The 14,173-nt window shown below is 58.0% G+C and carries 12 protein-coding genes; all 12 read right to left on the reverse strand.

Annotation, left to right across the window (positions count from 1 at the left end; genetic code table 11):
- Positions 1 to 188: 188 nt before the first annotated feature.
- The 12 genes from CLG94_RS12155 to rpsB all read right to left on the reverse strand — a co-directional run bounded on the left by CLG94_RS12155 (position 189) and on the right by rpsB (position 13,829).
- A complete protein-coding gene (locus tag CLG94_RS12155) occupies positions 189 to 1,016 on the reverse strand; it encodes a nitrilase-related carbon-nitrogen hydrolase (protein ID WP_107563900.1) in 828 nt (275 codons plus the stop codon).
- 412 nt (positions 1,017 to 1,428) lie between these two features.
- Positions 1,429 to 1,758 carry a Zn-ribbon domain-containing OB-fold protein gene (locus CLG94_RS12160; RefSeq protein ID WP_107563902.1) on the reverse strand — a complete coding sequence of 110 codons (330 nt, stop codon included), beginning with the start codon at positions 1,756 to 1,758 and terminating at the stop codon, positions 1,429 to 1,431.
- Positions 1,755 to 2,915 (reverse strand): thiolase domain-containing protein, encoded by a 1,161-nt coding sequence (locus CLG94_RS12165; protein WP_432264770.1) that lies wholly within the window; start codon positions 2,913 to 2,915, stop codon positions 1,755 to 1,757. The genes CLG94_RS12160 and CLG94_RS12165 overlap by 4 nt, the downstream gene beginning before the upstream one ends.
- Positions 2,916 to 2,948: 33 nt before the next feature.
- Complete coding sequence (secA, locus tag CLG94_RS12170; RefSeq protein WP_107563904.1) at positions 2,949 to 5,774, reverse strand: preprotein translocase subunit SecA; 2,826 nt, start codon at positions 5,772 to 5,774, stop codon at positions 2,949 to 2,951.
- 274 nt (positions 5,775 to 6,048) lie between these two features.
- On the reverse strand, positions 6,049 to 7,014 hold the full coding sequence (locus tag CLG94_RS12175; RefSeq protein WP_107563906.1) for a M23 family metallopeptidase: 966 nt from the start codon (positions 7,012 to 7,014) through the stop codon (positions 6,049 to 6,051).
- Positions 7,015 to 7,450: 436 nt separating this feature from the next.
- A protein-coding gene (prfB, locus tag CLG94_RS12180) for a peptide chain release factor 2 (protein ID WP_107563908.1) occupies positions 7,451 to 8,570 on the reverse strand; the annotation gives its coding sequence in 2 pieces (ribosomal slippage) (positions 7,451 to 8,497 and positions 8,499 to 8,570; 1,119 coding nt in all).
- Complete coding sequence (gene lnt / locus CLG94_RS12185) at positions 8,567 to 10,123, reverse strand: apolipoprotein N-acyltransferase (RefSeq protein ID WP_107563910.1); 1,557 nt, start codon at positions 10,121 to 10,123, stop codon at positions 8,567 to 8,569. Before lnt ends, prfB begins: the two co-directional genes overlap by 4 nt.
- Entirely contained in the window at positions 10,120 to 10,923 is an 804-nt protein-coding gene (locus CLG94_RS12190; protein ID WP_107563912.1) for a phosphatidate cytidylyltransferase, read from the reverse strand. The genes lnt and CLG94_RS12190 overlap by 4 nt, the downstream gene beginning before the upstream one ends.
- A 55-nt stretch (positions 10,924 to 10,978) precedes the next feature.
- A complete protein-coding gene (gene frr / locus CLG94_RS12195; protein ID WP_107563914.1) occupies positions 10,979 to 11,536 on the reverse strand; it encodes a ribosome recycling factor in 558 nt (185 codons plus the stop codon).
- Positions 11,530 to 12,258 carry a UMP kinase gene (gene pyrH / locus CLG94_RS12200; protein WP_107563994.1) on the reverse strand — a complete coding sequence of 243 codons (729 nt, stop codon included), beginning with the start codon at positions 12,256 to 12,258 and terminating at the stop codon, positions 11,530 to 11,532. The genes frr and pyrH overlap by 7 nt, the downstream gene beginning before the upstream one ends.
- Positions 12,259 to 12,302: 44 nt before the next feature.
- Positions 12,303 to 12,920, reverse strand: coding sequence for a translation elongation factor Ts (gene tsf / locus CLG94_RS12205; RefSeq protein ID WP_107563915.1), 618 nt, complete (start codon positions 12,918 to 12,920; stop codon positions 12,303 to 12,305).
- 120 nt (positions 12,921 to 13,040) lie between these two features.
- Positions 13,041 to 13,829 (reverse strand): 30S ribosomal protein S2, encoded by a 789-nt coding sequence (gene rpsB, locus CLG94_RS12210; protein WP_107563917.1) that lies wholly within the window; start codon positions 13,827 to 13,829, stop codon positions 13,041 to 13,043.
- Positions 13,830 to 14,173 lie beyond the last annotated feature (344 nt).

Consider the following 14,173-nt stretch of genomic DNA (forward strand, 5'->3'; position numbering starts at 1 on the left):
ATTCCCCGCAGCTTGCCGCGAGTTCGTCATACCGGCGGAAGCCGGTATCCAGAGGGCCCGACTGGATTCCCCCGTATCCAGTACGGGGCAGGCGTGTCAAGCACGGAATGACGAGCCAGAACAGAAGTCGAAGGGTAATTGTGGTTCGACAGGCTCACCACGAACGGCTAAAGTGAACAGTATTGACTCTAGGTCAACCCGGCGTAGATCTCGGGGCGACGGTCTTGGAGGAAGGGCCAGATGTCCCTGATCGTCTTAACCCATCCCAGGTCGACCTCGGCCAGGATCACGCCTTCGCTGGCACCGCTTGGTTCCACCACGAAGTCGCCGTTCGGATCAACACAAAAGCTCCTGCCGTAAAAGGGCAGCCCGTCCTCGCCCTCGATGCGATTGACCCGAAATACAAAAACTCCGTTGTAGACCGCGCTCCCGACAATCGCCCGCTCCCACTTGGCGGAAGATGCGACCACCGAAGCGGACATCGGCGCATAGATCACGTCGGCCCCCTGAAGGGCGAGCAGGCGCGACCCTTCCGGGAAGAACATATCCCACGAGATTTGGATGCCGATCGTGGCGTATCGGGTATGGAACACGGGGAATCCCTGATTCCCGGGCTGGAAATAGAACCGTTCCTGATAGTTCTGGATCTGCGGGATATGATTTTTTCGGTAGCGACCCAGCAGGATCCCATCAGCGTCAAACACCAGGGCCGTATTGTAATAGGCGGCATCGTCCCCACGCTCGAAGATCGGCGCGATCACAACGACTTGGTGATCCCGTGCAAATGCGGCAATCGTCTCACTGAGCGGCCCAGGAACCGGCTCGGCGACGGCAAACTGCGACTGATCGACCTGACTGGGAAACCAGGGCCAGGCAAAACACTCCGCAAAGCAGATAACCTTCGCCCCCCGTTCAACCGCAACCCGGCCGAGCTCCAGCGCTCTCTCCAGATTGGCCCGAGGGTCAGCCACACACCCCATCTGGATCCCTGCAATCGTCAGCATACTGTTGTCCATTCCCACTCGTAACTACTTAGGCGTTTAGGCTGAAGGCTGAAGGCTCTACAGTATCTCGCAAGGCACGAATGAACTACCCCGCAGCAAGCTACGGGGTATCGTCTTCTGTTCTGGCCCGTCATTCCGTGCTTGACACGGAATCCAGTCGGGCCCGCTGGATACCGGCTTCCGCCGGTATGACGAACTCGCGGCAAGCGGCGGGGAATGAACCCCCAGTGGATTCAAGACCTTCTCGGTTTCCACGACCTTTAGTTCTATCAGAGAGGACTCCTCATTGGGCAAGAAGTCCAAACGCTCCGACAAATTGCGACGTCATCAGCCAGCTCACATGCCCGAAGTGTTGCGTGATTACTGCTTTACCCCTAACGGTCTTCAGCCTTCAGCCTATCTACCTGAGTAGTTACTCCCACTCTTAGATCAGCCGAAAGACCGGCCCATACGGGAGGACCTCTTCAAAAACCGCCGGATCGCCGATCTCCGCTGCTCTCCCAGCCGGGACGGTGAGTCGAGCCGTGACCCGCAGCCCCTCTTCCAGATCGATGACCGCGATGTCGTACGGCTCCTGCCCCAGGAAGACGGTCGGCGGCACTCGAATAGTCGTGAAGGAGGTGAGCGTGCCTCTACCCGACAGGTTCACTGGCAGGATGGTTATCGCCCCACAGCGCCGGCAGGAGTGTTGAGGCCTGGCAAACAGGCCTTTGCAGGCGTCGCACGCAAACGCCTCGAATGAGGCCATCCTCATCGCCGCTTCAGGATGTGGACCGTACTGACCGCACCGGTCCCACCAAGGTTGTGAGCCAGGCCGATTTGGGCGCCCTTTACCTGGTTGATCGCTTCACCCCTCAACTGCCCGACGATCTCATAGATCTGGGCGAGACCTGTGGCGCCGACCGGGTGACCCTTACTCAGCAGGCCTCCGCTCGGATTGATCGGAAGCTTCCCGTCAAGCGCCGTGAGCCCATCGGCGACGGCCGGTCCCCCCTTCCCTTTCTCTACGAATCCCAGGTCTTCGATGGCCGTAATCTCAGCGATGGTGAAGCAATCGTGCACCTCGGCCACATCGATATCGCGCGGGGCGATACCGGCCTCTCGGTAGGCCTGCTGCGCGGCGGCCACCGAGGCCTCAAAGGTGGTCAGGTCCGCCATCTCGAACAGCGTCGCGGGACCAATGGCGTGACCGGAACCGATGACATCAATTGGCCGCTGGGTGAACTCGCTCGCCAGATCGGCCGCACATAGGACGGCAGCCGCAGCGCCATCGCTGATCGGCGTGCAATCATACAGTCGAAGCGGATCGCAAATTAGCCTTGAGCCCATGACCTCCTCCAAGGCTACTGGCTTCTGAAAGTGGGCTTTTGGATTGGCGCTGCCATTCTGCCGGTTCTTGACCGAGACCATCCCCACCTGCTCGCGCGTCGTCCCGTACTGGTGCATATGCCGCCGCATGATGATCCCGAAGGTCCCCGGGAAGGTGAGACCCAGTCGCATCTCGCTCTCTGCGTCGCCGGCTGAGGCCAGCGCCTCCGTCACCGCCCCTGTCTCCGCCGAGGTCATCTTTTCGACACCGGCGGCGAGCACGATATCGCACAGCCCCGATGCGATCAGCAGCACCCCATGACGGAAGGCGATACCTGATGAGGCGCACGCCCCTTCCACCCTCGTACAGGGAATCGGCCCGAGGCCGAGCCGATACGCGACGATCGGGGCCAGCGACCCTTGATGGACCAGAGCCTCTGAGGCGAAGTTGCCGAGGTAGAATGACTGCACCAGGCTCGTGGGGACCTGTGCATCGTGAAGGGCTTCCCGGCATGCTTGCAGCGCCAGGTCAGTGATGCCGACGCCGGTCTGTTTCCCGAACGGCGTACATCCGACGCCAATGACCGACACCCCACGCATCATGTTACCGTCAGCCGTCAGCGTTCAGCTATCAGCTCAAGCGCCGCAGCACTTCTTATATTTTCGGCCGCTGCCGCAGGGACAGTCGTCGTTCCGCCCAATCTTCTTTCCAACCACTTTGATGGGAGCGGTCGCGGATAGCGGCCGGAGGGAGCGCTCCGCAGCCCTCGGTTGCGGAGCGGATGGAGGACGAAGGACATGGTCGCTATCCCCGCCCCCGCCAGGTGGCGCGTCCCGTGCCTCCGCAAACGCGAGGGCCTCGTCGGGCGCCACTTGGACCCTGTAGAGATACTCGATCGTCTGCTGCTTAAGCCGCTCGACCATCGCCTCGAACATCGCGAAGCCTTCGCGTTTGTACTCGATGAGCGGATCTTTTTGACCGTACCCTCGAAGGCCGATCCCTTCTTTCAGGTGATCCATGGCCAGGAGGTGGTCTTTCCACTGCGAGTCCACTACCTGCAACATGACCATCCGCTCCAGGTATCGTATCACCTCCGTGCCGAGTCTCGCCTCCCGCTCCTCGTGGAACTTGAGCGCTCGATCCTCAATACTATCGCGTAGCAACGCCACAGTGAGCGACCCCACTTCCTCTGCAGGCCACGAGATCTCCAGATCGAACTGTCTTTTCACCGCCTCGGTGAGGCCCGCCAGATCCCACTCCTCGGGATAGCTCTCTGCGTTGACGTAGAGCGAGAGCATCTCGTCGATCACCTCGCCCCGCATCTCAGCCAGGGTGTCCTGTAGGCTCTCGCCATCAAGGATCTTGCGGCGCTCAGCGTAGATGATCTGCCGCTGCTTATTCATCACGTCATCGTATTCGATGAGGTGCTTGCGAATCTCGAAGTTATGGGCCTCTACTCGCTTTTGAGCCGTCTCGATCGCGCGGGTGACCATGCTGTGCTCAATCGGCTCCCCCTCCTCAATCCCCAGCTTCTCCATGATGGTGCTGATACGGTCGGATCCGAACAGGCGAAGAAGATCGTCTTCCAGCGAGAGGTAGAAGCGGGATGAGCCAGGGTCGCCCTGACGACCGGCGCGCCCCCGAAGCTGATTATCGATGCGTCGGGCCTCATGGCGCTCGGTCCCGATGATGTGCATGCCGTCCTGGTCGACCACCTGTCGGTGTTCGGCCTCGGTCTGCTTGCGAACTACGGCCAGCGCCGCGGCATACTCCTCGGCGTTCACCGACAGATCCAGCAGGCCATAGTGCTGCATCTGACGGACCTCCTCGATCGTATTGGCCAGCTCATGAGGATCGACCCCATCCTCCGGCGCCTCACCCCGTCCGAGCAGCTCCGCCGCCAGGAACTTCGGACTACCACCCAGGAGGATATCGGTCCCGCGGCCGGCCATATTGGTGGCGATGGTAACCGCCTTAAAGCGGCCGGCCTGAGCCACGATCTCGGCCTCCCGCTCGTGCTGCTTGGCGTTCAGCACCTGATGAGGTATTCCCTTTCGTTTCAGAAGAGCCGAGAGCTTTTCGTTCTTTTCGATCGAGGTGGTCCCGACCAGGATCGGCCGTCCGGTCTTGTGTAGCTCTGCGATCTCTTCCACGACAGCGTCGTACTTTTCTCGTACGCTCTTATAAATGACATCCGGGTAGTTGGTCCTGACCATCGGCTGGTTCGTCGGCATCACCATCACGTCCAGATTGTAGATCTGGGCGAATTCCGCAGCCTCCGTATCGGCCGTCCCGGTCATCCCCGCAAGCTTTTTGTACATCCGGAAGTAGTTCTGGAAGGTAATAGTGGCCAGGGTCTGGTTCTCCCGTTCGATCTTGACCCGCTCTTTGGCCTCTACCGCCTGATGGAGCCCATCGCTCCACCGCCTCCCGGGCATCAGACGGCCGGTGAACTCATCGACGATTATCACCTCACCATCCTTAACCACATAGTCTACGTCCAGCTTGAAGAGGACATGGGCCTTCAGCGCCTGCTGGACGTGATGGACGAACTCTATGTGGGCTGGATCGTAGAGGTTCTTCACCCCCAGGAGGCCCTCCACCTTGGCCATGCCACTATCGGTCAGGGCGACCGACTTCGCCTTTTCGTCAACCATATAATCCCCGGACACTTGAGCCTCCGCCTCGTACATCTTGCCGCCCACAATGGTGGCCCCCCGCTTCAGCCGCGGGATGATCTGATCGATCTGGTAGTACTTCTCGGTCGATTCCTCCGCCGGCCCGGAGATGATGAGCGGGGTTCGGGCCTCATCGATCAGGATTGAGTCTACCTCATCCACTATGGCATAGTGCAGATCACGCTGCACGAAGTCCGCGGCGGAAAACTTCATATTATCGCGCAGGTAATCAAAACCGTATTCGTTGTTGGTCCCGTAGGTGACATCGGCGTCATAGGACAGTTTTCGAGGCGTGTCGGCCAGGTCGTGCTGGATCAGGCCCACGGAGAGTCCCAGGAACCGGTAGATCCCGCCCATCCACTGGCTATCTCGCTTGGCAAGATAGTCGTTCACGGTCACCACGTGGACACCCTTTCCCTCCAGGGCATTCAGGTAGACAGGGAGCGTGGCCGCCAGGGTTTTGCCTTCGCCGGTCGCCATCTCGGCGATCTTGCCCTCGTGCAGGACGATGCCACCAAGCATCTGGACATCGAAGTGGCGCATATTGAGTACGCGGCGCCCTGCCTCCCGCACGACCGCAAAGGCCTCAACGAGGAGATCGTTGACGGTTGCCCCCTGTACAATCCGCTCCCTGAACTCGGTCGTCTTGCCGCGAAGGTCGTCATCGGAGAGCGCCTTCAGTTTTGGCTCCAGCTCATTGATCGCCGCCACCATCGGCTGGATTCGCTTGAGCTCCCGCTCATTTTTTGTTCCAACAATCCTGGACACCAACTTCATGAACATCGTTGAGCCCTCTCCTCCCTAATATCTAGCGATTTCGAGCGGATACTACCATAGAAGCGGGAAGCCTTCAATCCGAAAGGAGCCTCCAAAAATGGGTGCACCGTGTACGCCAGGGGTATTGCGAGGCCTACGAAGTCTGGCGTAGGGGCGCTGCTTGCCGCGCCCATCACGGGCAGGGCAAGCCCTGCCCCTACGCAACAACAAACAAAAACCCCCGAAGAGCCTGCTCCTCCGGGGGTCCTAGCCCACAACCTATAACCAGGCGATCCGATCGCTACTCGGCCGAGTCACCGTTCCCGAGATATTTCACCGTTTCCTGATCGATGACATACTTGGTTGGATCAACCGACACCTCGTTCACCTGGATCTCGTAATGAAGGTGGGGCCCGGTCACGCGGCCCGTTGTCCCCACCAAGCCAATAATGTCCCCCCTTCTCACCCGCTGACCCTGCGATACCTTGTGCTGTTGCAGGTGGGCATAGAAGGTGGAGATCTTGTGGCCGTGATCGATTGAGACCACGTCGCCGAAACCGCCGAGCGGACCCGTATACGTGACGATCCCATCGGCAGGGGCGATGACCGACGTCCCAACGGTGTTCGCGATATCGACTCCTTCATGCATCTGTCGCTGCCCGGTAAAGGGTGAGCGACGCTGCCCGAACCCGGCCGTGAGCCACCCTTTGGTTGGCCAGATGGTCGGGGTAGAGGCCAGAAGGCTCCGCTTCGTCTCGAGCGACCCGATCAGACCCTGAAAGCTCTTGTTGCGATCGTTCATCTCGCGGCTTAATCGGTCGAACTCTCCGCCCAGGTTATCAGCCCTAATCCCCGTTGAAGGGTTAGCGGGTGAGGTCTGGTGAGCGACGGCCGCCACCAGCAGGGCACTCGAACTCAAGGTATCCGCCCCTCCCACGCCAACGATCGAACTCTCCGCGTCCTTCACCTCCAGACCGGCTGCCGTCCGCAAACGAACGTCGAACTCCCGGAGCTGGACCATTTGACTCTCGAGACCTTCAAATTTCTGCAGCAGGTTGGCCTGCTCGTTTGATGTTGTTCGAAGCTGGCGGAGCTCCAGCATGTGGCCGGTATGGCCCACCGCCTGATAGATGAGGAAGAGAAAGGCGATAAAAATGAAGCCTGAGGTAACAGCAAGCGCGCTGAGGAGGGGTTTAGCGATATGGAATCTTCGGATATGGGAGCTGGCATCGGGAAGGACAAGGACCGTGAAAAACTTCTTCGCCATCGAGCCACATCCTTTTCAGTGTTGTTCCGCTCACGAACCGCAAACTACCGATGCGCGCAAAGGTAGCCGTTCGTCCTTTCTATCAAGAACGACCGGAAGGTGTCAAGTATTTTCGCTTCCCACCGGTAACCATTCAGTGAGAGGGGGGAAATCATTAAATAAAATGTGGTAGGTTTTTATAAAATCCCCCTTAATCCCCCTTTCTCAAAGGGGGAAACGGGTAGTCCCCCTCTTTGGAAAAGAGGGGCTAGGGGAGATTTTCCACCCGTAACTGAATGGTTACTCCCAACGCTCGTTATTATGGGGAGCATTAACTAGATTGCACTCTTGCACAACATCTCCAGTAACTTCCCCCTTTGCTAAAGGGGGAGGCAAGCTATTTTATGCTCTGAGTAATATTGGGATACTTGTGGCGTGCATCAAGGTGCAGCACATCTCATTTCGCAGCCTCAGACGCGCTTCGCCCTTTCAGCAAAAAGGCATCGATGAATGGCTCGATCTCTCCGTCGAGAACTTTCTCGACATTACCCGTCTCCAGGCCGGTCCGGTGATCCTTAACGAGCTGGTAGGGCGCGAGCACGTACGAACGAATCTGGCTGCCCCACGCAATGTCCTTCTTTTCGCCTTCGAGCTTGGCCATTTCCTTCTCTTGCTCTCGACGATAGTAGTCGTACAGTCTGGAGCGCAGGACCTTCATGGCCATGGCCTTATTCTTATGCTGCGAGCGTTCATTCTGACAGGAGACAACGATACCCGTCGGCAGATGGGTGAGCCGCACCGCCGAGTCAGTGACGTTCACATGCTGCCCGCCTGCCCCGCTGGAGCGGTAGGTGTCAACGCGCAGATCCTTCTCGTCGATAGATACATCAATGGTGTCATCGATCTCAGGGTAGACGAAGATCGAAGCAAAGGAGGTGTGACGGCGGTGGTTGGCATCGAACGGAGAGATGCGAACGAGACGGTGGACCCCAATCTCGGCTTTCAGGCGGCCATAGGCATACTTGCCCGTCACCGTCACCGTGGCACTCTTGATCCCTGCCTCCTCCGCAGGGAGCAGGTCGATAACCTCAGTCTTATAGCGACCGGCTTCCGCCCAACGCAGGTACATCCGCAGCAGCATCTGTGCCCAATCCTGCGACTCGGTACCGCCGGCGCCTGGATTGACGGTAATGATCGCGTTGCCCTGGTCGTATTCTCCAATCATGACCGTCGTTATCTCGAGCGCGGCGATCTGGCTCTCCAGGCTCTTAAGCGAACCCTCCAACTCTTTCAGAGCCTGTGGGTCTTCTTCCTCCCGCAGCAGCCCGAGCAAGATCGTCAGATCCTCTAGCTCGCGCCCGATGGCCTCCGGTTGGTCAACCACATCCTTCAGCGCGCGTTGTTCCTTCATGGTTTCCCGAGCACTGGAGGCGTCGGCCCAGAATTCCTGTGAATGGAGCAGCTCTTCAATCGCGATTAGACGTAACTGCTTTGCCTCTACGTCAAAGGTAGATCCATAGGGTATGGAGCTTCTCCTTTAATTCATCGAGTGTGCGCGCGAACTCCGGGATGATCATTGCGTTCTCCTGTGTGAAGCGGCGGCAGACACCGAAGCGATTCGAACGGCACTCCGGGCCCACGTTGCCATGGACACTACGACGATGAAGATGACACAGACCCACGCGAAGAGATCACCGTGACGAGTGTAAAAGGTTTGCGTTCGCTCTACGCGAATCTGATCTGTAATCACGGTGGGTACAAAGATATCGGAGGCCTGGAGAATCCGACCACTCGGATCCACAATAGCGGAAATGCCGGTATTGGCCGCTCGGATCAGATAGCGACGGTTCTCGGCGGCCCGAAGGGCAGCCATTGCCAGATGCTGGGCCGGGGCAGCCGACCGGCCAAACCACGCATCGTTTGTGATATTGACCAGGAACTCTGCCCCTTCTTTCACGTGGCGTCGAACCTGATCCGGAAAGATCGCCTCATAACAGATGGTGGCTCCGAAGCGGCCGCCCGGAGTATCAAAGATGGTGTAGGTCCGGCCCCCTTCGAAGTCGCCTATTCCGTACGCCAGCTTATGGACGAAAGATAGGATCGAACCGAGGGGAACGTACTCTCCAAAGGGAACCATGTGAATTTTGTCGTACCTGCTGAGGAGTTCCCGCTTGGGAGAGATCAGGAATGCGCTATTATGGTAGCGGGTACCGCCATTGGCGGCTGCGGGTGGCTCGGCATCCGGACTGCCCACCAGCAGATAGCTACCGGTTTCAGCAGCGATGTCCAAGACGCGACCTTGCAACGCAGGTTCATGCCGAAGGAAGAAAGGAACGGCGGTTTCAGGCCACACGATGAGGGCCGGGGCGTACTTTGCCGCCTCCAGGCTGAGACTGCGATATCGCTCGATGGTGGCTGCCTGCATCGCCGTATCCCACTTCGACCCCTGGTCGATGTTGCCTTGCACTAGAGCGACCCGAATCGCCTGTTCCGATCCAGCAGACGTAGCCGGCGGCGACAGCAGTCTCGGAGCGGCGAGGAGGGCCAGGGTAAGAGCCCCGGCGAAGACGATGCTCCGAAAACGGGCGGGCGCGCCTCCAACCCACTGCGCCAGTGCGATGTTGATGAGCACCACCAGAAACGAAAGACCGTACACCCCAGCGACGGACGCAATTGGTAAAAGCGAGATATGCCGGTATTGCGTGTACCCCAGGAGGATCCAGGGAAATCCCGTCAGTGCATAGGTTCGTAGATACTCCAAACCGACCCACAAGGCCGATGGGACAAGAAGGTTGAGAGGCCACGGCGCACTCGCCATCCACGAGGTACCCATAGCGAATAATCCAATGTAGAGCGAGAGGTATGCTGCCAGGAGGACAAGCGCAAGCGCGCTAAGAGCGACAGGCACGCCGCCGTATACCGACATCGAATGCGTCACCCATGAGACGCTGATGAGGTAAAAGAGCCATCCCGCAAGAGTCCCGAGATAGAAGGCTCGAACCGGAGCCATGCCGCGAATGGCCAACAGTAATGGGATAAGGGCCACGAACGCCAGCCATCCCAGGTCTGGTGACGGAAACGCGAGGATGAGGAGCCCTGCTGAAAGCGCAGCCAGCAAGATCGACGTCATACCCACCCCGCCAGCGCAGCCACATAGAGGACCGGCCCAGTGAAGAGGAGGCTATCCACTCGATCCAGCACACCGCCGTGGCCCGGGATCAGCCTGCCGGAGTCCTTCACCCCGAAACTTCGTTTCAGCATAGATTCGCATAGATCCCCAGCCTGACCCAGCACGCCCAGCCCGAGTCCAAGCGCGAGGCATTCGACGGTCCCGAGATCCTCCCAGAACCAGAACTTGGCCAGGCCGGAGGCTAACACAGAACAGATAAGTCCGCCCACGCTCCCTTCCACGGTCTTGCCAGGACTGATGGAGGGACAGAGCGACCTCTTCCCCATCGCCGAACCGACATAGAACGCCCCGGTGTCTCCTGCCCAGGTGACGAAGACAAGGTAAAAGATATAGATGCGCCCCAACACCATGGCCCGCAGGAGCGATGGAAAGCTCAGCAGTCCCACGACATAGATGAGGCCGAGCAGGGTGATTGCCCCCCGCGAGGCAGCCTCTTTCGGCTCCGTCCCCCCCACCAGGAGACTGAGAAGCAGGAGGACGACCACCCCCGCCATGGCCGATATCAGCCAGGGTGCCGGCGCTCCGAGAAACTCCATGCAACTCAGCGCCAGGCCGCTCCCCATCCCCAGGAGCGTCAACGGATGCCAGCCACCGGCCCTTGCCATCCCGTAGAACTCGTACAGTCCAACCATGATCGCGAGAGTAACAAGTAAGAAGAAATGGAAAGGGGTTCCGAACTGAACCAGCAGGAGAAAGGCTGGGAGGAGGGCGACAGCACTGAGGATCCTTTTCAGATGCATATAACGCAGCTATCAGCTTTCAGTTGTCAGCTATCAACTGATAGCTGACAAGCACTTAGAACTCCATTATCTCCTTTTCCTTCTTGGCCAGTAAGCCGTCAACCTCATGGATCACCCGATTGGTCAGCTCCTGGATCATGTCCACACCGTGTTTGATCTCATCCTCTGAGGTCTCCTTCTCCCGCTCTTGTCGTTTCAACGATTCGTTAGCTTCACGACGAACGCTGCGAACCGATACTCGACCCTCCTCGGCTATTTTTCGGACTACCTTGACCAGATCCTTGCGACGTTCCTCGGTCAGGGATGGGATCGCGATCCTGATAATCTTGCCATCATTGCTCGGAGTAACCCCCAGGTCCGACTTGAGGATCGCCCGCTCGATAGCGGTCAGCAGCGACGGATCCCACGGTTGCACGGTGATCATCCTCATCTCAGGCACCGCCATAGTAGCGACCTGATTGAGAGGAGCAGCAGAACCGTAGGCCTCGACCGTAAGACCATCGAGCAATGCAATCGATGCCCGCCCGGTTCGAACACCGTTAAAGCCCTTCAGTGTGGACTCGATCGCCTTCTGCATCTCCTTCTCGGCTTTCGCGTGGATCTCCTTCAGCACTGCTTACTCCCACGAACGATCGTCCCTACCTTTTCACCAAAGACCAACTGGCGGAGGACCCCAGGCTGGCGAAGGTTGAACACGACAATCGGAAAGAGATTATCCATGCACAAGGAGATCGCCGTCGAGTCCATCACTTTTAACTGGCGGTTCAGCACCTCGCTATAGGAGAGCTCATCGAACTTCTTGGCGCTGGGGTCAAGCAGAGGATCTGCAGTGTAGACGCCGTCCACCCGCGTGGCCTTGAAAACCACCTCGGCCCCCACCTCCATCGCTCGCAACGCCGCCGCGGTATCAGTACTGAAATACGGGTTACCGGTCCCTCCAACGAAGATCACGATCCGCCCCTTTTCCAGATGCCGGACGGCCCGGCGACGAATAAAGGGCTCTGCCAGCTCCCGCATCTCGATGGCAGTCTGCACCCGGGTAGGAATCCCCTTCCGCTCCAGCACGTCCTGCATCGCGAGGCCGTTAATGACCGTTGCCAGCATCCCGATGTAGTCACCGGAAGAACGATCCATCCCCTCGGCACTGGCGGCAACCCCCCGAAAGATGTTGCCACCGCCCACCACGACTGCAACCTGCACCCCAAGCACGTGGATTCCTTGGATTTCATCGGCCAGGAAGCTCAACACCCGGGGACTAATCCCAAACTTCTCATCACCGGCAAGCGCCTCACCGCTGACCTTTAACATGATCCGCTTATACTTTAACGTCTCCACGGCGTCATCTTCGCGGCAGCCTACTGATGCCAGGTGCGATCCGGTTACGCTTCGCACTCTACCTTCTCGCCTAATTGATACCTACTGAAACGTCGGATGACAACATTCTCTCCGACCTTTGCGATAACTTCCTTAATCCGATCCTCGACCTTGACATCAGGGGCCTTAATGAAAGGCTGCTCCTGAAGGCAGATCTCGCTGAAGAATTTTTCCAGTCGCCCTTGGACGATCTGTTCAAGGATCTTTTCGGGTTTGCCGGATGATTTCACCTGCGCCAAGAGGATCCCTCGCTCCTTCTCAAGGAGTTCAGCCGGCACCTCCTCCCGACGGATATACAATGGGTTTGTCGCTGCCACCTGCATCGCCACGTCTCTGGCGAGCGACACGAACTCGTCAGTCCTGGCTACAAAGTCAGTTTCACAATTCAGCTCCAACAGCACACCGATCTTCCCGCCGCCGTGAATATATGACATCACCAGGCCATCAGAGGCGGTTCGCCCCATCTTCTTCGAGGCCGAGGCCAATCCCTTTTCGCGGAGTAGTGTCGTGGCTCTCCCTAGATCCCCGCCTGACTCGGCCAACGCGGTCTTACACTCCATGAACCCCACACCAGTTCTTTCACGTAACTCTCTCACCAACGTCGCCGGAATTGTCGCTGACATCCTCACCCTCTTTCTTGGAAAACAGCCATCAGCAATTAGCTTTCAGCTTCGGTCAGATACGCAACGCTTTCTCAGGGGAGCTGACACCTGATCGCTGAAAGTTAATCGCTCCGCTCGATCTTAGAGCTGTTGAAGGACCTCCAGTGGTACATCACTCGAACTCGTTGCTTCTGACGAAGGGGCTAGCTGGGCTTCCTCAACAGCTACGTCCTCGGTAGCCTTCAGCCGTATGGCTCGGATCTCCTGGATAGCGTCAGCCATGCGGGCCGCCATCAGTCGAATGGCTCGAATCGCGTCGTCATTGCCAGGGATCGGGTAGTCCACCTCATCGGGGTCGCAGTTAGTGTCTACGACAGCGACGATCGGAATCCCGAGGCGCCTGGCCTCGCACACAGCGATCCGCTCCTTATTGGTGTCGATCACAAAGATCGCACCGGGCAGTCGCTCCATCCCCTTAATCCCACCCAAGGCATATTCGAGCTTCCCGAGCTCCCGCTGTAGCTTTGCAACCTCTTTCTTCGTGAGGCGCTCGAACTCGCCATTGGCCTCCATCTCTTCAATGTGACGCAGCCGTTTCACGCTCTTCCTGACGGTTTGGAAGTTAGTGAGGGTCCCGCCCAACCAGCGATGGTTCACAAAGAATTGCTCACAGCGAGTGGCCTCCTGCTCGATCACATCGGCGGCCTGTTTTTTTGTTCCGACAAATACGATTGGCAGGCCGTCGGCCGCCACACCGCTTAAAAACTCAACAGCTTCGTGAAATTTCTTCAGGGTTTTTTGCAGATCGATGATGTAGATACTGTTCTGTTCTCCAAAGATATACTTCTTCATCTTCGGATTCCAACGCTTGGTCTGATGCCCGAAGTGGACCCCCGCTTCCAACAGCTCCTTAATAGTGACCGTCGCCACGTCGCTCCTCCGTTCGGCTGGGCTTTTCGCGCAGCCCTCTAGGTTTTTGTACCCTCCGCCCTCGTCATCTCCCTACAAGGCCCCTACGCAACTGGTGGGGGCACCCTTCCAGGAATCAGAGGACGTGTGAATTTAGTGCAAGCTCTTTGTCCGTTAACAGCCAATACTTATACCACGTCAGAGCAGATAGGAACAAGAGAAAACAAGGCAGAACTGTAACCATTCAGTTGTGGGTGGAAAATCTCCCCTAGCCCCTCTTTTCCAAAGAGGGGGACTACCCGTTTCCCCCTTTGAAAAAGGGGGATTAAGGGGGATTTTATAAAAACATACCACATTTTATTTTA

Origin of the sequence: Candidatus Methylomirabilis limnetica, assembly GCF_003044035.1 — a bacterium.
In the GTDB taxonomy this organism is placed as follows: Bacteria; Methylomirabilota; Methylomirabilia; order Methylomirabilales; family Methylomirabilaceae; genus Methylomirabilis; species Methylomirabilis limnetica.

Coding starts and splice junctions, on each gene's coding strand:
- CLG94_RS12155 (WP_107563900.1), bottom strand. CDS start 1,016: ATGGACAACAGTATGCTGACGATTGCAGGGATCCAGATGGGGTGTGTG.
- CLG94_RS12165 (WP_432264770.1), bottom strand. CDS start 2,915: ATGATGCGTGGGGTGTCGGTCATTGGCGTCGGATGTACGCCGTTCGGG.
- tsf (WP_107563915.1), bottom strand. CDS start 12,920: ATGTCAGCGACAATTCCGGCGACGTTGGTGAGAGAGTTACGTGAAAGA.
- CLG94_RS12190 (WP_107563912.1), bottom strand. CDS start 10,923: ATGCATCTGAAAAGGATCCTCAGTGCTGTCGCCCTCCTCCCAGCCTTT.
- CLG94_RS12160 (WP_107563902.1), bottom strand. CDS start 1,758: ATGAGGATGGCCTCATTCGAGGCGTTTGCGTGCGACGCCTGCAAAGGC.
- CLG94_RS12175 (WP_107563906.1), bottom strand. CDS start 7,014: ATGGCGAAGAAGTTTTTCACGGTCCTTGTCCTTCCCGATGCCAGCTCC.
- secA (WP_107563904.1), bottom strand. CDS start 5,774: ATGTTCATGAAGTTGGTGTCCAGGATTGTTGGAACAAAAAATGAGCGG.
- lnt (WP_107563910.1), bottom strand. CDS start 10,123: ATGACGTCGATCTTGCTGGCTGCGCTTTCAGCAGGGCTCCTCATCCTC.